At 63.8% G+C, this 19,220-nt stretch carries 17 protein-coding genes and 1 pseudogene; 9 read left to right on the top strand and 9 right to left on the bottom strand.

Annotated features, from left to right (window positions below; translation table 11 throughout):
* Nucleotides 1-87 precede the first annotated feature (87 nt).
* Nucleotides 88-1,110: a fatty acid desaturase gene (locus FJ978_RS06580; RefSeq protein WP_013892984.1), complete on the bottom strand. Its 1,023-nt coding sequence runs from the start codon at nt 1,108-1,110 to the stop codon at nt 88-90.
* 176 nt (nt 1,111-1,286) lie between these two features.
* Here FJ978_RS06580 and FJ978_RS06575 point away from each other — a divergent pair, with 176 nt between their 5' ends.
* The 6 genes and pseudogenes from FJ978_RS06575 to ugpC all read left to right on the top strand — a co-directional run bounded on the left by FJ978_RS06575 (nt 1,287) and on the right by ugpC (nt 8,676).
* Nucleotides 1,287-2,288: a LacI family DNA-binding transcriptional regulator gene (locus tag FJ978_RS06575; protein WP_140571097.1), complete on the top strand. Its 1,002-nt coding sequence runs from the start codon at nt 1,287-1,289 to the stop codon at nt 2,286-2,288.
* A 32-nt stretch (nt 2,289-2,320) separates the two neighbouring features.
* A complete protein-coding gene (locus FJ978_RS06570) occupies nt 2,321-3,640 on the top strand; it encodes an extracellular solute-binding protein (protein ID WP_140571095.1) in 1,320 nt (439 codons plus the stop codon).
* 114 nt (nt 3,641-3,754) lie between these two features.
* On the top strand, nt 3,755-4,600 hold the full coding sequence (locus FJ978_RS06565; protein ID WP_013892987.1) for a sugar ABC transporter permease: 846 nt from the start codon (nt 3,755-3,757) through the stop codon (nt 4,598-4,600).
* Nucleotides 4,597-5,430 carry a carbohydrate ABC transporter permease gene (locus FJ978_RS06560; protein WP_140571093.1) on the top strand — a complete coding sequence of 278 codons (834 nt, stop codon included), beginning with the start codon at nt 4,597-4,599 and terminating at the stop codon, nt 5,428-5,430. Before FJ978_RS06565 ends, FJ978_RS06560 begins: the two co-directional genes overlap by 4 nt.
* A gap of 26 nt (nt 5,431-5,456) precedes the next feature.
* Entirely contained in the window at nt 5,457-7,565 is a 2,109-nt protein-coding gene (locus FJ978_RS06555; RefSeq protein ID WP_140571091.1) for an ADP-ribosylglycohydrolase family protein, read from the top strand.
* 34 nt (nt 7,566-7,599) lie between these two features.
* Nucleotides 7,600-8,676: pseudogene (gene ugpC, locus FJ978_RS06550) on the top strand (sn-glycerol-3-phosphate ABC transporter ATP-binding protein UgpC).
* A 61-nt stretch (nt 8,677-8,737) separates the two neighbouring features.
* Here ugpC and FJ978_RS06545 read toward each other — a convergent pair.
* The gene (locus FJ978_RS06545) at nt 8,738-8,941 is read right to left on the bottom strand and encodes a NepR family anti-sigma factor (RefSeq protein ID WP_140571089.1); all 204 of its coding nucleotides are present in this window, start codon (nt 8,939-8,941) and stop codon (nt 8,738-8,740) included.
* A 238-nt stretch (nt 8,942-9,179) separates the two neighbouring features.
* On the opposite strand from FJ978_RS06545, the gene grpE reads away from it, so the two are divergent.
* Together grpE and FJ978_RS06535 are read left to right on the top strand one after the other, a co-directional pair.
* On the top strand, nt 9,180-9,812 hold the full coding sequence (grpE, locus tag FJ978_RS06540) for a nucleotide exchange factor GrpE (RefSeq protein WP_013892992.1): 633 nt from the start codon (nt 9,180-9,182) through the stop codon (nt 9,810-9,812).
* A 140-nt stretch (nt 9,813-9,952) separates the two neighbouring features.
* Complete coding sequence (locus FJ978_RS06535; protein WP_140571087.1) at nt 9,953-10,585, top strand: trimeric intracellular cation channel family protein; 633 nt, start codon at nt 9,953-9,955, stop codon at nt 10,583-10,585.
* Nucleotides 10,586-10,655: 70 nt separating this feature from the next.
* On the opposite strand, the gene FJ978_RS06530 is transcribed toward FJ978_RS06535, so the two are convergent.
* The 7 genes from FJ978_RS06530 to FJ978_RS06500 form a co-directional block, all read right to left on the bottom strand.
* Nucleotides 10,656-11,531: a GNAT family N-acetyltransferase gene (locus FJ978_RS06530; protein WP_041164038.1), complete on the bottom strand. Its 876-nt coding sequence runs from the start codon at nt 11,529-11,531 to the stop codon at nt 10,656-10,658.
* Between the two features lie 286 nt (nt 11,532-11,817).
* Entirely contained in the window at nt 11,818-14,106 is a 2,289-nt protein-coding gene (locus tag FJ978_RS06525; RefSeq protein ID WP_140571085.1) for a PAS domain-containing hybrid sensor histidine kinase/response regulator, read from the bottom strand.
* A 129-nt stretch (nt 14,107-14,235) separates the two neighbouring features.
* Nucleotides 14,236-15,225: an MDR family oxidoreductase gene (locus tag FJ978_RS06520; RefSeq protein ID WP_140571083.1), complete on the bottom strand. Its 990-nt coding sequence runs from the start codon at nt 15,223-15,225 to the stop codon at nt 14,236-14,238.
* 57 nt (nt 15,226-15,282) lie between these two features.
* Nucleotides 15,283-15,825 carry a signal peptidase II gene (gene lspA / locus FJ978_RS06515; RefSeq protein WP_013892997.1) on the bottom strand — a complete coding sequence of 181 codons (543 nt, stop codon included), beginning with the start codon at nt 15,823-15,825 and terminating at the stop codon, nt 15,283-15,285.
* 13 nt (nt 15,826-15,838) lie between these two features.
* Complete coding sequence (locus FJ978_RS06510; RefSeq protein WP_140571081.1) at nt 15,839-16,696, bottom strand: RNA methyltransferase; 858 nt, start codon at nt 16,694-16,696, stop codon at nt 15,839-15,841.
* A 17-nt stretch (nt 16,697-16,713) separates the two neighbouring features.
* A complete protein-coding gene (locus FJ978_RS06505) occupies nt 16,714-17,805 on the bottom strand; it encodes a class I SAM-dependent rRNA methyltransferase (RefSeq protein ID WP_140571079.1) in 1,092 nt (363 codons plus the stop codon).
* Nucleotides 17,806-17,893: 88 nt separating this feature from the next.
* Entirely contained in the window at nt 17,894-18,382 is a 489-nt protein-coding gene (locus FJ978_RS06500) for a DUF1772 domain-containing protein (RefSeq protein WP_140571077.1), read from the bottom strand.
* Nucleotides 18,383-18,481: 99 nt separating this feature from the next.
* Between FJ978_RS06500 and FJ978_RS06495 the strand changes: the two genes are divergently transcribed.
* Nucleotides 18,482-19,171, top strand: coding sequence for a YafY family protein (locus FJ978_RS06495; protein WP_140571075.1), 690 nt, complete (start codon nt 18,482-18,484; stop codon nt 19,169-19,171).
* Nucleotides 19,172-19,220: the final 49 nt, after the last annotated feature.

Below are 19,220 nucleotides of genomic sequence, written 5' to 3'. Positions count from 1 at the left end.
AGCCGCCGCGCCCAAGGCGCGGCGGTTTTCAACGGGAAACGCTACGCGCTTTTCCCCGGGGAACCGTCACACTTTTTCTGAAATTGCCTAGACCGCTGCCCGTGCCTCGCGGAACGACACCAGCTTGCGGCGGCTTTCATCCCACAATGCCAGTTTGACGCAGCGCAGGCTCTCGATCAGCGTGACGCGGCCGATGCCACGCAGCTCCGGATAGTCGCGCAGCACTTCCTGCAGCCTGTATCCGGGCACTTTGGCGGAGAGGTGGTGAACGTGGTGGACACCGATGTTGCCGGTGAACCAGTTCAGCACCCGCGGCAGGTCGTAGTAGGATGACCCGTGCAAAGCGGCATGCTGGAATTCCCATTCGGAATCCTTTGCCCATTCCGTCTCCTCGAACTGATGCTGGACGTAGAACAGCCAGATGCCGGCCGAACCGGCGAGGATGACGATCGGCAGATGGACCACCAGGAAGGCGCCGGGGCCAACGAACCAGATGAGGATGGCCGCGGCAAGCGCGATGCCGAGATTGGTGGTCATCGACGACACCCAGGGCGTCAGGCCGCCGCGCATCATGCCGACAGGCAGCCTTTGCTCGAAGATGAACAGCCAGATCGGCCCCAGGCCGAACATCACGAGGGGATGGCGATAGAGACGATAGGCCAGGCGGCCTCGCCATGACAGTTGCCGATATTCGGCAACGGTCAGCGTCCTGATGTCTCCCATGCCACGCTCGTCGAGATTGCCGGCGCTGGCATGATGCACGGCGTGAGCGCGCCGCCAGCAGTCATAGGGCGTCAAGGTCAGAATGCCGAGCGCGCGGCCGATCCAGTCGTCGGCGTAGCGATTGGCGAAGAAGGAGCCATGGCCGCAATCGTGCTGGATCATGAAGATCCGCACCAGGAACCCGGCCGCGGGAAGGATGAGGATCAGTCCCCACCAATGGCCATAGGCATAGGCAGCCGAAGAGAGCGCCCAGAGCGTGACGAACGGAATGAGGGTGATGGCGAGCTCAAGTGTGCTGCGCCGCCGGTCGGGCTTCTTGTAGCGCGCCAGAATTTTGAGCCAGGCGCGCTTGCTGTTGGCCGCGGCCTCGGGGGAAATCATGTTCATCAGGAACCATAGGCGGCGCGTTCCGCCACCGCAAGACAAAGATCACGCGAAATTACTGTGCGTAATTGTCGCGCGATGGATCAATTCCGTACCATGGCGCCACGACGGGCATGCTCTTGACTTTCCACTTAGCATCCCTTTTGATACGTATCACTAATACGTATAAGGAACCTTTCTTGAAGCGAGCCACTCAAAAGGATGTCGCACGGCTGGCCGGAGTTTCGCAGGCCAGCGTCTCGATGGTGATGAGTGGCGGCGGGTCTCCGGCGCTGTCATCCGAGACCTGGGAGCGGATCACCAATGCGGCGGCGCAGCTCGGCTATACGCCCAACCGGTTTGCGCAGGCGCTCAAGACCAATCGCACCATGACCATTGCCTGCATCGTGCCCGACATCACCAATCCCTTCTATCCGGCGCTGATGCGGGGCATCCAGTCGGTGGCCGAAGAGCTCAACTATGACGTGATCGCGGTCAGCACCGATGGTTCCGCCGAACGGGAGCGGCATTTCCTCGACTGGTCCAGGCAGGGACGCGTCGACGGCGTGATAGGGGTGTTCTTCACGCTGCGCGCTGGTGATTTCAAGCCACTGGTCGATGCGGGCGTGCCTGTGGTGCGCATCGAATCGAGCAAGAAGCGCGGTGGCGATATCGCCATCGACGATATTTTCATCGACAGCTACGCCGCCGCCCTTGCGGTAACGCAATTTCTCATCGGCCGCGGCCATCACCGCATCGCCATGGTTGCCGGCCGGGGTGGCCCTCAGGGCGTTCGGGTCGAGGGCTATCGCACCGCGCTGGCCGAAGCAGGCGGCGCGCCCTACGTCGTCATCGACGAGGAGTTCAGCGAAACCGGCGGTGCCCGGGCCGCGGAGGCGGTGCTGGCCAGCGGCTATGCGCCGACGGCGATCTTTGCCGCCAATGACCTCATGGCCATTGGCGTGATGCAGGCGCTGCGCGATCGCGGCATCGCCATCCCCGGCGATATCGCCGTCGCCGGCTTCGACGACATTTCAGCCGCCCGGCTGGTCACGCCGTCCTTGACCACCGTCTCCCAGTTCCAGGGCGATATCGGGGTCAAGGCAGCGCAGATCCTGATGGAAAGGCTGCGCGGCTCCAAGCCCGGCGCCGGCACCGCGCTCGAAATGCCCTTCAGCCTGATCGAACGTGGCTCAACCTGAAACAAGAAACGAAAATCATCGGAGGAGAAAACATGGAACGCCGTACGTTGCTCAAGACCGGCCTCGGCCTCGCCGCTCTGCCGCTGCTCCCACGCCTGGCCTTTGGCGAGGACAAGAAGCCCGTCGGTTTCTGGTACGAGTCCGCCTCGCCGGAAAACCAGGACAATCTCAAGACCATCTTGATCGACCCATTCAATGCCGCGCATCCGCAGGACGATCTCTCTATCGATTTCCGCGGCTCCGACCTCGACAAGCAGTTGCGCATCGCCATGCTCTCGGGCAATGGCCCGGATGTCGTCTTCACCGCCGGTCCAAGCTATGTGGCGTCGATGGCGCAAGCGGGGCAGTTGCTGCCGCTCGACGATTACGCCGCAAAGCTCGGCTGGAACGACCGGCTGCTGCCGCTGTTCATGGAACTGGGCAAGTATGACGGCAAGCTCTACGCGCTTGCCAAGACCTATGAGACGCTGGGCCTGTTCTACAACAAGACGCTGTTCGACAAGAACGGCTGGAAGGCGCCCGCCACCATCGCCGAACTCGAGACGCTCGCCGACGAGATGAAGGGCAAGGGCCTGGTCCCGTTCGGCTGCGGCAATGCCGATTGGCGGCCGGCCAACGAGCACCATGTCTCGATCGTGCTCAATTCGGTGGCCGGCCCCGACAATGTCTACAAGGCGCTGACCGGTGCCATTCCCTGGACAGACGCCTCCATCCTGGCCGCCATCGATAAGCTCGATGAGTGGTGGCAGAAGGGCTACTACGGCCCGAACTACTTCTCGCTGACGCTGGAGCAGGCATTCGCCCAGGTGGCGACCGGCCAGGCCGGCATGGCGCCGAGCGGCACCTGGAGCTTCACCAACATCCCGACCTATTTCCCGACCAACAACGCCGAAGCGGCGTTCGTCGGCTTTCCAAGCACGAGCGGCCCGCCGGTCTATGCGCTCGGCATTGGCTCGACGCTCTCGATCAACGCGAAATCCGAAAATGCCGACGGCGCGGCGGCGGTGCTCGACTATATTTTCAACGACAAGTTCTACAGCGAGATGAACTCTGTGTGGCAGGGCGAGTGGAACCTGCCGTTGAAGGACCTGTCCGGGGTAAAACTCTCCGATAAGGTGCTGCCGCTCTACACCGAGGTGATGAAGAACCTGTCGACGGCCGTCGGCGCCGGCCAGTACGGCTACACGACATGGACTTTCCTGCCGCCCGCCACCGACACCTATCTGGTCAGCGGCATGGAAGAAGTCTGGCTGAAGAAGATCAGTTCGAAGGACTACCTCAAGAAACTCGATGAGACCTTCCAGCAGGAAAAGGCGGCCGGCAAGGTGCCGGCGGTTCCGAAGCGGGCCTGAAGCGGGCCTGAAGCGGGCTTGACGCGGCGGGCACCGGCAGCGCCGCGAACCATCCGAACGCAGCGAAAGGAGCGGCGCCCGTCCGGCGCCCTCTAAAACCCAGGGCAATCGTCCATGCACCGGCTCTATCTCGTCCCGACGCTGATCATCAATTTCGTCATCGTCCTCGTCCCGGCCTTGCTGACGGTCGTCCTGGCGTTCTGCAGCTGGGACGGCATTTCGACGCCGACCTTTTCGGGACTGGACAATTTCCGGGCGCTGTTCGCCGACGGCGTCTTCTGGTCGGCGCTGGCCAACAACATCATCTGGACCTGCATCTTCCTCATCGTGCCGATCGCCATGGGGCTGCTGGCGGCCTCGATGCTGCTGATCGTCAGGCGCGGCAGCAATTTCTTCCAGGTCGTCTACTTCCTGCCCGTGGTCATCGCCACGGTGATCACGGCCCGCGTCTGGCAGGGGATGATCTACAGCCCGGTCACCGGCGTGTTCGGCATGTTGGCACGCATGGGCCTGCATGTGGCCAATCCGCTGGCACAGCCATCGACAGCGCTGTTGGGCGTGGCGACCGTCGATCTTTGGCATTGGTGGGGATTTCTGTGCGTCATCTTCTTCGCGGCGCTGCGCCAGGTGCCGCAGGAGCATATCGAGGCGGCGCGCATCGAGGGCGCCAGCTATGGGCAAATGATGCGCTACGTGCTGCTGCCGGCGATCCGGCCGACCATCATGCTGATGATGATCATGACGGTGATCTGGAGCTTCCTCGCCTTCGACTTCGTCTACATCCTGACCCAGGGCGGCCCGGCGTTTTCGAGCGAGGTGCTGTCGACGCTGGCCTACCGTCATGCCTTTTACGATCTCAACGTCGGCCAGGCAGCCGCTGCGGCGCTGGTTATCAGCCTGTTCGGCCTCGTCGGCACCTTCTTCTACGTACGCCTGCAGACGCAGGAGGGCGAGCAATGAGAATGGTCGAAAGCCGGGCCACACTGACGGTCTCCTACATCGTGCTGGGCATCGGTGCCTTCATCGCCCTGTTTCCGATCGCCCTGCTGGTGCTCAATTCGCTGAAGCCAGCGGCGCAGATCGTGCAGAGCCCGCTGGCGCTGCCCAATCCCATCCGCTGGGAGAATTTCGTCAATGCCTGGACCCACGCCAAGTTCTCGAAGACCTTCGTCAACTCGCTGCTGCTTTCAGGAACGACGATCCTCCTCGTCTGCTCGACGTCCTCGCTGTCGGCCTACGTGCTGGCGCGCAGGAAAATCGCTTCGTGGAAGATCTGGACGTTCTACCTGCTGGCGACGACCACGGCGCCGATCCAGCTCTATATTTTCCCGCTCTATTTCGGCTTCGCCAAGCTCGGGCTGATCAACAACGTGTTCGGCGTCGCGCTGATCTACACCGCCCTCTACAGTCCATTCGCGGTGATGCTGCTGAGGACGTATTTCATCGCCGTGCCGAAGGAACTCGAGGAGGCCGCGCTGATCGACGGCGCCACCTCCTGGCAGGTGTTTTCCAGGGTCATGCTGCCCATCGTGTCGCCCGGCATCCTGACGGTGGCATTGATCATCGGGCTCAACTCCTGGAACGAATTCCTGATCGCGACGACCTTCCTGCAGAAGGCGGACAAGGTCACCGCCGTGATCGCATTTTACCTGCTCAGCGGGCAGTACAGCTCGGACTGGGGTGAGATCATGGCTGCCGCGCTGATCATCGTGGTGCCGGTGGTGGTGCTGTTCGTCGCCATGCAGAAACGGTTCATCGAAGGCATGGCGGGCGGCTCGGTCAAGGGCTGAAATTTTTGGATTATCTGGAGCAGAACATGCAGTTGCCAAACGACTATCTGGAACGGGTCTATGCCGGTGTGCTCGGCAAGCTGGTGGGCGTCTATCTCGGCCGGCCATTCGAGGGTTGGACTTACCAGAAGATCATGAAGGAGCTCGGCCCGATCGACTACTACGTGCATGAGCGCCTGAACCAGCCGCTGGTGGTGACAGATGACGACGTTGCCGGCACCTTCACGTTCATCCGCGCGCTCGAGGATTACGGCATCTCGCCCGATCTGCCGGCCGAGGCCATCGGCAAGGCATGGCTGAACTATATCGTCGAGGAGCGTTCGATCCTGTGGTGGGGCGGCAGCGGCAACTCGACCGAGCATACTGCATGGCTCAATCTCAAGAAGGGCATACCGGCCCCGCATTCGGGTTCCATCGCCACCAATGGTGCGACCGTCGCCGAGCAGATCGGCGCCCAGATCTTCATCGACGGCTGGGCGATGGTGGCGCCTGGGCAGCCGCAACTGGCGGCAAAGCTTGCCGAACAGGCCGGCAAGGTCTCGCATGACGGCGAATCCGTCCATGCGGCGATGCTGTGGGCGGCAATGGAGGCCGAAGCCTTTGTCTCCAGCGACATCGACCATCTCATCGATACCGGCCTGTCGGTCATCCCGCGCGACAGCCTGATCGCCAAACTCATCGCCGACATCCGCGGCTGGGTGAAGGCACATCCCGACTGGCACGACACGCGCCAGAAGATCGAAGACAAATACGGCTACGACAAATATCCAGGTAATTGCCATGTCGTGCCCAACCACGCGCTGATGGTGATGGCCGTGCTCTATGCGCCGGACGATTTCCAAAAGGCGCAGATGATCGTCAACACGTCGGGCTGGGACACCGATTGCAATGCGGGCAATGTCGGCTGCCTGCTTGCCCTGATGCTCGGCCTCGACGGCATCGAGGCCGGACCGGACTGGCGCGGGCCGATCGCCGACCGCCTGCTGATTTCCTCGGCCGACGGCGGCAACTCGATCAACGACGCGGTGCGAACAGCCTACTATATCGCCAATCTCGGCATGGCGCTCGCCGGTGGAAATCCGCTCGACGCGCCGAAGGCCGGCGCCCAATTCCACTTCTCGCTTTCCGGCAGCCAGCAGGGTTTTCGGCCGGTGGAGGGGCATGGCTCGGCCAGCGGCGTTCGCGTCGGCAATGTCGAGTTCGAGAATGGCCGTGCCCTGACCGTAAGCTATGAAGCCCTGGCTCCCGGCCTGGCTGCCGTCGTGACGACACCGACCTTCTCGCCGCGGGAGGTGCTGTCGATGCGCACCTACGACCTGATGGCCACGCCGCTGGCCTATCCCGGGCAGGTCGTCAAGGCGCGCGTCGTCGCCGATCGCCGCAACAAGGGCGCGGTGTCGGTGCGGCTGCGCATTCGCGCCTATGATGGCGACGATCGCCTGCGCGACATCGATAGCGATGCGATTTCCCTGAATGCCGGCGAGGACCGCGTGCTTTCATGGCGCCTGCCGGATCTCGACGGCCAGCCGATCGCCGAGATCGGCATCATGCTCACCAGCGAGGGCAGGCGCGCCGACGGTCGTGTGCTGCTCGACTATCTCAGATGGGATGGGGCGCCGGACCTGAACTTGCATCGGCCGGCCGGCGATTGCGATTTCTGGCGCATGGCCTGGGTCAACGGCGTCAGCTTCTTTTCCAAGCGTTTTCCGCCGAGTTTCCGCATTTCGCAGAGCCGCGACGAGGGCATCGTCATTCACGGCACGCGGCAGTGGACCGACTACAAGGTATCGAGCGACATCGTCATCCACCTTGGCAATTACGGCGGTGTCTGCGCGCGCGTCCAGGGCTTGCGGCGCTACTACGCCGTGCGTGCCACGCGCGATGGCAAGCTGCAGATCGTGCGTACACGGGATGCCGATACGGTCGTTCTAGCGGAGACCGATTTCGAACTGGTCTTCGAAAAGACCATTCCGGTGACGCTGACCGTCAAGGGCAGCCGCATCACGGCGCTTTTCGGCGGCGTGGCGCTCGAGGCTGACGACACGAGTGCGCAGGCGCTCACCAACGGCGGCATCGGATTGCTGATCGCGGAAGGCGCGCTGTCCACCGACAACATACATGTGAGCGCGACCTGAACGTCTCGCGACCACAATCCCAGGAAAGATCCCGATGGCTTCAGTCGAAATCGCCAACGTCCTCAAATCCTACGCCGGGCACGAGGTGCTGCACGGCGTCTCGGTCAAGATTCCGGACGGTCAATTCGTGGTTCTCGTCGGTCCGTCGGGCTGCGGCAAGTCTACTTTGCTGCGCATGATCGCCGGACTGGAGGATATTTCGGGCGGCACGATCAGCATCGGCGACAGAGTGGTCAACGACCTGCCGCCCAAGCAACGCGACATATCCATGGTGTTCCAGAATTATGCGCTCTATCCGCATATGACGGTTGCTGAAAACATGGCGTTCTCGATGACGCTTGCCAAGGCGCCGAAGGCGGAAAAGGCCGAGCGGGTGGCCAAGGCCGCGGAAATCCTGGGCCTGACGCCGCTGCTCGATCGCTATCCGCGCCAGCTGTCGGGCGGCCAGCGGCAGCGTGTCGCCATGGGGCGGTCGATCGTGCGCAACCCGCAGGTCTTCCTGTTTGACGAGCCGCTGTCGAACCTGGACGCCAAACTGCGCGTGGCCATGCGCGCCGAGATCAAGGCGCTGCACCAGCGCCTGCGCACCACCACTGTCTATGTAACGCACGACCAGGTCGAAGCCATGACGATGGCCGACCAGATCGTCGTGTTGAACAACGGACGGGTGGAGCAGATCGGCACGCCGCTCGATCTCTAAGATCACCCGGTCAATATGTTCGTCGCGACCTTCATCGGCTCCCCTTCGATGAACATCATCAGCGGCGTGGTCGCACGCGATAACGGCATGCCGGCGGTGCGAACAGCCGACGGGACATTGTTGCCGGTCGGTTCAGCCTTCAGCGCGCCAGACGGAAAGCCGGTCCAATACGGGTTCCGGCCAGAGCATTTGAGCGTCTGTGCGCCGGGCAAGGGGACTGCCGCATTGGTTGGCGTGGTCGAGCCGATGGGCTCGGAGACCCAGGTTCATCTGACGATCGGCGGTGAGCCGGCGGTCGCCGTGTTTCGCGACAGAATCAGCGCCCGTCCCGGAGAGACGCTCTTCGTCGCCCCCGACATCGCCAAGCTGAACCTGTTCGATGCCGGAACGGGCAAGGCCCTGGATATTTGACGAGCCAATTCGTGTGCGAATCCTGGCTGGAGCCCTGCGTCGCATAGGGCCAGATGCGTCGCTACCGGCGCCCGCTGCTGCCTGAGGGGCTGCCGGCTGCCCGATCGAGGCGGTCAAGCAAATCCCTGAAGCGGTCGGGAATGTCGGCGTCGATGCGGAAGGCCGGCAGGGTGCGCAGAAAGCGCGTCATTGCCTTGGCGCCGACCTGGCGCCTGACCTCCGCGGCAAGCCGGTTTTCCTTTTCAGCCTTGTTGCGGGTCATCATTTCAAAATCCTGTGTCGGCTCCGAAACTCCTCCAGCAAGCGAATGGTTCCCGCATCACGCGCTTGTTGCAAGCAAAGCCGGCAAGTACGGTAAAGTTTGAATTAAAATCGAAGTATTGCCATTGGCCGCCATTTGGGCCGGCCGAAGGCCTTCACGGTCGCTTGCCCCTTGATTTTTGAGCGTCAAACCTCGATATCGGGCACAAAATCCAAACCATTCGAGATGACGGGAAACGGCGATGAGCGACCAGGCAAAAGACGAACGCGCGCCCAACGAAGCCGAGGCGGCCGAGGCCAATGCCGAGCGCACGGAAGGCGGCATCGACGGCGACTATGAAGCGCTTGTGCGATTGCTCAAGGAAAATGAAGAGCTGAAGGACCGCGCGCTGCGCGTCGCGGCCGAGATGGAAAACCTGCGTCGCCGCACCGCGCGCGACGTACACGACGCACGCACCTATGCGGTGGCGAATTTCGCCCGCGACATGCTGTCGGTGTCGGACAATCTGCGCCGCGCGCTGGACGCCATTCCGGCCGAGGCCAAGGCGTCGGGCGATGCCGGCTTCAAGGCGCTGATCGAAGGCGTCGACCTCACCGAGCGCGCCATGCTGTCGGCGCTGGAACGGCACGGGGTCAAGAAATTGACTCCGGAAGGCGAGAAATTCGATCCCAATTTCCATCAGGCGATGTTCGAAGTGCCCAATCCCGATGTCCCGGCCAACACGGTGGTTCAGGTCGTGCAGCCGGGCTATTCGATCGGCGAGCGTGTGCTGCGGCCGGCCATGGTCGGCGTCGCCAAGGGCGGCCCGAAGGTCGCCGCCGAAGCGCCGGTCGAACCGGGGCCGGTCAACGAGCAGGCGGAGAAGGATGCCTGATTAAGGCAGTGGGGGAGTAAGGCAGTAAGGCAGTAGGGGAGTAGGGAGTAGGGAGTAGGGAAAAGGGAGTCCCACCGACGGTGCGGCTTCGTGCTAAACATACTCCCCTACTCCCCTACTCCCCTACTGCCTGGCCTTCCATGCACCCCATCGCCCTTCTCGACTATGCCGGCATTGCCGTTTTTGCGGCGACGGGGGCGTTGGCTGCGTCGCGCAAGCAGCTCGACGTCATCGGTTTCCTGTTCCTGGCCAGCGTCACCGGCATCGGCGGCGGCACGTTTCGCGACCTCATCCTCAATGTGCCTGTGTTCTGGGTGGGAAACCGCGACTATGTGCTGATCTGCGCGGTGGTGGCGGTCCTGGTGTTCTTCACCGCGCACCGCGTCGAATCCCGCTACAGACTGCTGCTCTGGCTCGACGCCATCGGGCTGGCCGCCTTTTCGGTGATGGGCGCGGCAAAGGGCCTGGCAATCACTGGATCGCCGGTGGTTTCCATCATCACCGGCATGCTGACCGCGACCTTCGGCGGCATATTGCGCGATCTCCTGGCCGGTGAGCCATCGGTGCTGCTGAAGCCCGAGATCTACGTCACGGCTGCCCTGGCGGGCGCCGCTATCTTCACACTGGGCGACGTCGCCGGACTGCCGCAGCTTGTCTCAGGCTTGGCCGGTTTCGCCGTGGCGCTTGCGGTGCGTGGCGGTGCGCTTCGTTTCGGCTGGGCATTTCCGTCCTACAAGAGCCGGCCCGGCCGGCGGCCTGAGGATATTCCGTAAAAGAGGCAGTAAGGACTAGTCAGTAGTGAGTAGTGAGAGGAGCGTGACTCGTGACGTCTTGCCTGCTGCCTCACGCGGCGAAGCGCTGGGCTTCCCCGCCATAGTAGTTGACGTAGCGGGCACCGATCTCCTTGACCGGCATCACCACGAAGACGTCGACCGTCGAAAACTCGCGGTCGATGACGCAGCCGTCGCCGATGCGGGCACCGACGCGCAGATAGCCCTTGACCAAAGGCGGCATCGCCGCGATCGCTGCCTTGGCATTGACCGCCTCGATCGGCATCAGGTCCATGGAACAATAGCGCCCGGACACGGCGCGCACGTCCCAGGCCGAGTTCGTACGGCAATGATGAGAGAGATAGGTGAGCGCCTCGGCATGCGCCGCCGGCACGGTGCCCTGGAAGGAAGCGCAGCCGGTCATCACGCCGATTTCGTAGTGATTGATGTAGGCCCAGATGCCTTGCCAGAGCGCCTCGATGGTGCGCTTCGATCGGTATTCGGGCAAAACGCAGGAACGGCCGAGCTCGAGAAAACGTTGGCCAGGGTGACGGGCGATGAGCTTGGTCAGCTCGAATTCACCTTCGGAATAGAAGCCTCCGGCGGCGGCCGCGATTTCTTGCCGCAGCAGGCGATAGGTGCCGACGATACGGCGATGCTCGGGGCCGGAAATTGAGTTGTCGAAGACAAGCAGATGGTCGCAGAGCGGATCGAACCGGTCGGCGTCACGGCGGTCCTGCGCCTGGAACAGATCTTTCCTGGCACCAAGCTCGTCGTAAAACACCCGGTAACGCACCTCCTGCGCGGCCGCGATCTCGGCCTCGTTGCGAGCAAGCCGCACTTCGAGATTGCCGATTCGGCCGAGTGCTGCGCCCTTTATGACGGAATCGACATTACGTCCGGCAAGCAAGGCGCTGCTGGCGTTCGGCCGAGTGTCACATTCCGGCATAACTGTATGCACGAGTGATTCTCCTTCGAGCCATCCCTCTCGGCACGGGGATACGGTGTAGGTGCAACAGGATTGTGACAGTACCGTGATACGACGTCGCGGGCAATACTTCGTCGGCTGGCGAAAACGGTCAACCGGCTACGTTAGGTGAGGAGACTTGAGGCGCGACGCGCCCGCGCGGGTTCGGGCAACGCGCTCCAGTCCTTGTTTTCATGCATGTCGTTTTTCCGAAGCCGAGGCCCACTTTTGGGCAAATGGATCAGCCGCGTGCCGGAAAAAAACCAGCTCAAGCGGCGACCTGGCCCTCGACGGCGTTGACCAGGGCGTCGGGATCGAGCGGCTTGGTGACAAAACCGCTGGCGCCGTGAGCAAGCACGGCATGGCGGGTCTTTTCCTGGCTATCGGCCGACAGCACCATGATCGGCACGGGCGGCGCGGATGTCTCCTCCTCATGGCGACGGATCGCGGCAATGGCGTCCAGCCCATCCATGACCGGCATATGCAGGTCCATCAGCACCACGTCGAAGCGGTGCTTGTGCCCGGCGCTGGTGACGGCCTCGACCGCTGCCTTGCCATTGCCGACCACCTGGACGCGATGCCCAGCCTTCAGCAGCGTGGCACGGGCCAGCATGGCATTGATGTCGTTGTCCTCGGCGATCAGCACGGACAGGCCTTGCTGGCGCTCGCTCGATGCACGCAGCGCCGGTGCCCGACGCTTTTCCGGCTGCGGGTGGGCAAGTGCCGGCGCATGGCTGCTCAAGAGGACACGCAAAAGTGTTCCCCCGCGCACCGGCCGGGCAAGGAAGGTCGTGTAGCCGCTGGCGCGGAATTCGCCCAGCATGCCGCGGTCGGTCGGTGCGATCAGCGTGATGGCCTCGCAATCGGAGAAGCCGCTTTGGCGCAACCGCCTGAGCAGTCTTCCGTCGCTCTCTTCCATGGCCGCGTCGACCAGAAGCACGTCGCAGCCGTGAGCGAAGGGCGCCGCCTGCGCCACGGTGGTGGCGATCCCGGCAGTGCCGCCACTGGCGCGGATGGTGCGGGCGATGGCATCGGCCTCGACGGCGTTCCTGGACAGGATCACAGCGCGCCTGCCGGCAAGCGCGTCGAGCCGGCCCTGCGGCGCCTCGGTGGCCGCTGTGGCGGGGATCTCGAAGACGAATTCCGATCCCTGACCAAGCCGGCTGGAGACCGAGATCGTGCCGCCCATGGCAGCCACCAGACGCTTGGAGATGGCAAGTCCCAGGCCGGCCCCGCCATGCGTGCGCGTCGAGGTGCCGTCGGCCTGCTCGAACTCCTCGAAGATACGCTCCATATCCTCGTCGCGCAGGCCGGGACCGGTATCGGCGATGGTGAAGCAGATGCGGTCGGTGGTCGCGGTGCGGGCGCGCGCGACGCTGACCAGCACGCCGCCGCCGTCGGTGAACTTGATGGCGTTGCCGATGAGGTTGAGCAGCACCTGCCTGACCCTACCCGGATCGGCGGTGATCATCTGCGGCACATCCGGTTCGACGTGGCAGCCGAGGCCGATATCCTTGGCGAAGGCGCGCGCGGCCAGGAGTTCGATGATGTTGTCGGCGATCTCGCGCACCGACATCGGCTGCGGCTCGGGGTCGAAGCGCCCGGCCTCGATCTTGGAATAGTCGAGCAGGTCCTCGATCAGGGCGAGCAAGGCGCTGGCCGATGTCGAGATGGCGCCGACATAAGTCTGCTGCTCCGGCGACAGGCTGGTGTCGGCGAGCAGCCTGGCCATGCCCATGATGCCGTTCATCGGCGTGCGGATCTCATGGCTGACGGTGGCGAGGAAGCGCGATTTGGCCTGGCTTGCGTATTCGGCCCGCTCGCGCGCGGTGATCAGCGAGGATTCGGCGCGCTTGCGGGCGGTGATGTCGCGGGCGATCGCGCGATGCGAAGCCGCTCCGCTGTCCTTGTCGCGCACCGACAGTTCGATCCACGAGAACCAGCGCGGGCCGCTCGGCGTGCGGATGGCGACATCGGTGGAACTCAGGCATTCATGGTCGGAAAAGGCGGCATCGGGGACGATGCCGACCTCGATGCCGAGTTCGGCCAGCGTCTTGCCGGCAAGGTCGCGCTGATCGGTTTCGACGAGGTCGGCGAATACTTTGTTGGCATAGACGATGTAGCCATCGCGGTCGCGATGGATGACGAGGTCGCCAAGTGCGTCGATGAGACCGCGAAAGCGCTCTTCGCTTTCCTGCATTTCCCACATGCGGTCGGCCAGCGTCTCGATCTCGGCGCGGCTGCGGGCGCTGGTCTCGTCGAGCAGGACCGCGGTGCGGTGTACGCTGCGCCTGGCATGCAGATGCATGGCAAGGCCGGCGAGGCCGGTTGCCAGCAGAGCGAGGCTGATGAAGATCGGGGCTCCGGTCAGATGCGCGAGGCCCGCCAGCACGACGATGGCAAAGAAGGTCACAAGCGGCAGACCTTCCCGCCCGGCCAATTGCTGCTCGGGCACCAGCGGTGGCGCGGCGATGAACCGCCGCGCCGGCGCCGGCGCGGCAAGCGCGTCGACGTCGTCGCCAATATCCGCCTGTTGGCTGCCGGATTCCGCGATCATGCGAAACCCTTGCCAGACAGAGATTATGGAAAATTGCGGCGGATCGTTCGAATTTTAGCGGTTAAGCGTTTTTGTCCCGACAGCGGCGGATTTGCCACCGGATTGGCCGATTCTGGCCTACCAGGCAGGTCACATGTCGACGACGACGCGCCCACGGATCTTGCCGTCGACGATGTCGCGCGCGGCATCGATGATGCCGTCGAAGCCGATAGTCGTGGACAGGCCGGCGAGCTTCTGCAGGTCGAGATCGGAGCCGATGCGCCGCCAGGCTTCGAGGCGCACTGCCTTCGGCGCCATCACCGAATCGATGCCGAGCAGGGAAACGCCGCGCAGGATGAAGGGGGCTACGCTCGACGGCAGATCCATGCCGCCGGCCAGGCCGCAGGCGGCGACCGCGCCGCCATAGGAGGTCATCGACAGCACATTGGCCAGCGTGTGGCTGCCGACCGCATCGATGCCGCCGGCCCAGCGTTCCTTGGCCAGCGGCTTGGCGGGCTGGTTGAGCTCGTCGCGCGAGATCACTTCGGCGGCGCCAAGATTGATCAGATAGGGGCTTTCGGCATTGCGGCCGGTCGAGGCAATGACATGGTAGCCGAGGCTGGACAGGATGGAGACCGCGACCGAACCGACGCCACCGGCGGCGCCCGTCACCACCACCGGGCCGCGATCGGGTAGGATGCCGTGCCGCTCCAGCGCCATGACGCAGAGCATGGCGGTATAGCCGGCGGTGCCGACCGCCATCGCATCATGCGGGCTCATGCCTTCCGGCAGCGGCACCAGCCAGTCGCCGTTGACACGGGCGCGCCCCGCATAGGCGCCGAAATGCGTTTCGCCGACACCCCAGCCGTTCAAGATCACCTTGTCTCCCTTGCGCCAGCCGGAATGGGAAGACGAGACGACGGTGCCGGAGAGATCGATGCCCGGCACCAGCGGCCAGCGGCGGATCACCGGCGCCTTGCCCGTAATGGCCAGTCCGTCCTTGTAATTCACCGTCGTTGCCTCCACCGCGACAGTGACGTCGCCGTCCATCAGGTCGGCATCGGTTAGATTTGTCACGGCTACCGACTGCTTCTTGTCGGCGTCGCGCGAAACGAGGATGGCTTTGAAGGTTTCGGGCATCTTCTTCTCCGCGAGTTTGCTTGGCGGTGTGAACTGTGCGGCGATGGCCGCGCGCGGTCAATCTTTGGAAGGCTTGGCGTCCGAAGCCTCGGCGCTCGAAGGCTTGGCGTTGGAAGGCTTGGCGTTGGAAGGCTTGGGCTCGCGCCGCCAGCCGATGAGCTCGTCGAAGACGACCAATGCCGCGCCCACGGAAATGAAGGCGTCGGCGAGGTTGAAGACGGCGAAGGACCAGACCGGAGTGTGAAACAGGATGTAGTCGATGACATGGCCGTAGACGGCGCGATCGATCAGATTGCCCAGCGCCCCGCCGATGATCAGGGCAAAGCCGGTGCGGGCGATGACATGGCCCGATGGCGTGTGCGTAGCAAGGTAGAGCACGAAAGCGACGACCAACACGGCGATGACCACGAGGCCAGTATCGCCGAGGGAGGAGAACATCGAAAAGGCGATGCCGGTGTTGTAGGTGCGAAACAACGCCAGGAACGGCAAGAGATCGAGCTTTTCCTGAAAGGGCAGGCCGGTCTCGACCAGGTGCTTTATCCACTGGTCGAGCGCTATGGCGACGATGGCGAGCAGTGCATAGGGGGACCATGATCTCACGGGCAGGCAACCTTCACTGCTGGTCGGCGACGGGTTCGAGCTTCAGCGCGCCGCGCCGGATCTCGAACAGCATGATGCCGGTGGCGACGGCCAGATTGAGCGAATCGGCGCGGCCCGCTTGGGGAATCCTGAGCAGCCTGTCGCAACTCGCCGCCAGGCTTTCAGGCAGGCCCTGCTGCTCGTTGCCCATCATCAGGAGCACCGGGCCGCGGGAAAAATCGACCGAACGGTAGTCGACCGCGCCCTTCAGGTGGGTGCCGGCGACGAGGCCTGAGAAGGCTCCGCGCCAGGCGAGGAAAGCCTCGGTCGTCGCCTTGGCGATGGGTACGGCGAAGATCGAACCCATGGTCGCGCGCACCGTCTCCACGGAAAACGGATCGGTGGTGTCGCCGACCAGGATGACACCCTTGGCGCCGACGGCGTCGACGGTGCGGATGACGGTACCGAGGTTGCCGGGATCGCGCACCCGGTCGAGCGCCACCCAGACGTCGCCATTGTCGGCGTGGACATCTTTCAGGGCCAGGAATTTCTGCGAGAAGACGCCGACCACCATTTGCGGATTGTCGCGGCGGGTGATGGCGACAAGCACTTTTTCCGTCACTTCGAGCACCATGCCGCCGGCGGCAACCGTGCGCGCCGCGACCTTTTCCACCGCGGGGTTGCCGCGTCCGGCCTTGGCGAACACAAGCGTCCGGATCTGCCAGCCCAGATCGAGCGCATCGATGATCAGCTTCAGCCCTTCGGCCATGAAGGCGTTCTGCTGGTCCCGGAATTTCTTCAAGGCGAGCGCCTTGATGTCCTTGACCAGCGGATTGGCGAGGCTGGTGACTTCCTTAACCTGCCCGGGTGCGCCGGCATGCCGTTCGTTCATACAGGACTCCGGAGCATTCAGGCCACCCAGCGCGAAAACAGTGAGGTCGAAAGTGCCCGGCCGGCGGACTTTTCACGGATGATCAACTCGCCCGATTCGACCTTGCCGCCCATGCCGGCAAAGGTATCGCGCATCAAGGCATGGATGGCGAAGAAGGAAGCTCGGATCGAATAGGCGGTCAGCACCACGGCGAGCGGCTTTGGTGTCAGGATCGAGCGGCAGAGATCGGTGAGCGCCGGCAAATCCTCGAACAATTGCCAGACTTCGCCCTTGGGGCCGCGTCCATAGGCCGGCGGATCGAAGAGCACGATGTCGTAGCGGCTGCCGCGGCGTTCCTCGCGCTCGGCGAACTTCACCGCGTCGTCGACGATCCAGCGGATCGGCTTGCCACCAAGCCCGGCCATCTCCTGGTTTTCACGAGCCCAGCCGATGGCTTTCTTCGAGGCGTCGACATGGGTGACCTCGGCGCCGGCGCGGGCCGCCACCAGCGAGGCAAGACCCGTGTAGCCGAACAGGTTCAGCACCTTGACCGGACGCTTGGCCGCCGTGATCAGCCCGGCCATGTGGTCCCAGTGCGAGGCCTGCTCGGGAAAGACGCCGACATGGCGAAACGAGGTGAAACGGCCGAGATAATCGATGCCGTCATGCTTCATCGGCCAGGTCTCGCCGAGCGGCGTCTTCGGAAAACGCCAGCGGCCAATGCCTTCCTCGTCGGTATCGCCGGTGAAGACAGCGTCGGCACGCTCCCAGTCCTTCGCCGGCAAGGCCTTTTGCCAGATCGCCTGGCCCTCCGGCCGCACGATCCGGTAGGGGCCGTACTGCTCGAGTTTTTGGCCTGTACCGCTGTCGAGCAGCGCATAATCGGCATTCGGCGCCACTTCGAGGATCACGGGAAGCTGCTCGGCGGGCAGGGCGCCATCGCGGCGGGCAAGGACGCGCGGCGCGGATTTCGGCTCGGGCTGGTTGTCCGGTTTCACGATGTGTTGTTCGCGCGGCCTGGCGTCTGCCTTGACCGCCGGCCGATTCTCCGGCGGGCGCGGCTGTGCGGCCCCACTTTTCGTCGGCTGGTGCGGGCGGCCGTCGCGGCGTTTGTCGCGAAAAGACTTCAAGAAGCAGCATCTCCGGCGGTTCGGCCCGCTTCTGCCACAGCTTCACCCCTGTGCGCAACAAACGGCGATCGCCGACGGCTCCAACCGGTCAGCCGTGCCGGATCGAAAGCAAGCCGACAACCAGCGATACGAAGCCGGCGGCCTTGATGCCGGTGACGACCATATGGCCGGTTTCCCAACGCAGCCGGATGGCGTCGAAGTTCTCCGGTATCGGTCCCGGTACCCATGTGGCCAGAACATCATTCGCCGGTTTGACCAGAATGGACCACATCACCAGGGAGATGGCATAAAGCACGGCGGCGGCCAGCACGAACCAGAAGGCCGGACGATCGGCACGCAGCAACCACGCCAGAAGCCCCGGACAGGCAATCGCAGCCACGTCCAGGGGAGCGCCAATAACCGCGAACAGCAGGAATTGGCCGTTGAAAACGGTGGTTTCGCGCCAGAGGGATGGCGACCATTTGGTCAGTCGAGGGACCGATTCCAGGACATGGGCGAAGGACGGTCCAAGGCTGAGCGCCGCGATGGTGGCGGTCAGGGCACACCAGAACAACAGGAAGCCGCGAATCTCCGTCATCTTCGGATAACGGGAGGATGCCGAACGTGTTCCAGGTCAGATCGCTTGCCGTCGAAAGCGCGGGAGCCCTATCGTCCGGCAGTACCGGATTGCAGCATCATGTCCCGCTCCGAACGCCTTCTCGACCTCATCCAGTGCCTGCGCCGGCACCGCCGGCCGGTGAGCGGTCAGGCGCTGGCCGCTGAACTCGGGATTTCGATCCGCACGCTCTACCGCGACATCGCAACGCTGCAGGGGCAGGGCGCGCCGATCGAGGGTGAGGCGGGAGTCGGTTATGTGCTCAAGCCCGGTTTCATGCTGCCGCCGCTGATGTTCAGCGACGAGGAGATCGAGGCCATCGTGCTCGGCTCGCGCTGGGTCGCAAAGCAGCCGGACCGGCGTCTCTCGGCCGCGGCCGCCAATGCGCTGGCCAAGATTGCCGCGGTGTTGCCGGACGATCTGCGCCAGGATCTCGATGCCTCGACGCTGCTTGTCGGGCCGCCCGCGGCGATCATCGAGGGCATCGACCTCGGCGTCGTGCGGCAGGCCATCCGCAACGAACGCAAGCTCGGCTTCCTCTATCGCGACGCGGGTGGCGCCGCTTCCGAGCGCGTGGTCTGGCCGTTTGCGCTCGGCTTCTTCGACAAGGTGCGGGTGGTGGTGGCGTGGTGCGAAATGCGGCAGGATTTTCGCCATTTTCGCGCCGACCGTATCGCCGAGCTGAAGGCAACCGACATGCGCTACCCGCGCCGCCGGCAGGCGCTGCTCAAGGAATGGCGAGCCACGCTCGACCAGCCGCGTGGTCCATGAACACTGCTGCCAGAATCTGACAGTATGTCATCCTATACAGGGCACATAT

It is taken from the genome of Mesorhizobium sp. B1-1-7, assembly GCF_006442705.1.
Taxonomy (GTDB): domain Bacteria; phylum Pseudomonadota; class Alphaproteobacteria; order Rhizobiales; family Rhizobiaceae; genus Mesorhizobium; species Mesorhizobium opportunistum.
This window is presented reverse-complemented; position numbering and strand designations above follow the sequence as displayed.

Excerpts from the sequence above, each read along its gene's own strand:
- FJ978_RS06545 (WP_140571089.1), bottom strand. The coding sequence starts at position 8,941 with ATGATGACCCGCAACAAGGCTGAAAAGGAAAACCGGCTTGCCGCGGAG.
- FJ978_RS06495 (WP_140571075.1), top strand. The coding sequence starts at position 18,482 with ATGTCCCGCTCCGAACGCCTTCTCGACCTCATCCAGTGCCTGCGCCGG.
- FJ978_RS06570 (WP_140571095.1), top strand. The coding sequence starts at position 2,321 with ATGGAACGCCGTACGTTGCTCAAGACCGGCCTCGGCCTCGCCGCTCTG.
- FJ978_RS06520 (WP_140571083.1), bottom strand. The coding sequence starts at position 15,225 with ATGCCCGAAACCTTCAAAGCCATCCTCGTTTCGCGCGACGCCGACAAG.
- grpE (WP_013892992.1), top strand. The coding sequence starts at position 9,180 with ATGAGCGACCAGGCAAAAGACGAACGCGCGCCCAACGAAGCCGAGGCG.
- FJ978_RS06510 (WP_140571081.1), bottom strand. The coding sequence starts at position 16,696 with ATGAACGAACGGCATGCCGGCGCACCCGGGCAGGTTAAGGAAGTCACC.
- FJ978_RS06560 (WP_140571093.1), top strand. The coding sequence starts at position 4,597 with ATGAGAATGGTCGAAAGCCGGGCCACACTGACGGTCTCCTACATCGTG.
- FJ978_RS06530 (WP_041164038.1), bottom strand. The coding sequence starts at position 11,531 with ATGCCGGAATGTGACACTCGGCCGAACGCCAGCAGCGCCTTGCTTGCC.
- FJ978_RS06500 (WP_140571077.1), bottom strand. The coding sequence starts at position 18,382 with ATGACGGAGATTCGCGGCTTCCTGTTGTTCTGGTGTGCCCTGACCGCC.
- FJ978_RS06535 (WP_140571087.1), top strand. The coding sequence starts at position 9,953 with ATGCACCCCATCGCCCTTCTCGACTATGCCGGCATTGCCGTTTTTGCG.
- FJ978_RS06525 (WP_140571085.1), bottom strand. The coding sequence starts at position 14,106 with ATGATCGCGGAATCCGGCAGCCAACAGGCGGATATTGGCGACGACGTC.
- FJ978_RS06580 (WP_013892984.1), bottom strand. The coding sequence starts at position 1,110 with ATGAACATGATTTCCCCCGAGGCCGCGGCCAACAGCAAGCGCGCCTGG.
- FJ978_RS06555 (WP_140571091.1), top strand. The coding sequence starts at position 5,457 with ATGCAGTTGCCAAACGACTATCTGGAACGGGTCTATGCCGGTGTGCTC.
- FJ978_RS06565 (WP_013892987.1), top strand. The coding sequence starts at position 3,755 with ATGCACCGGCTCTATCTCGTCCCGACGCTGATCATCAATTTCGTCATC.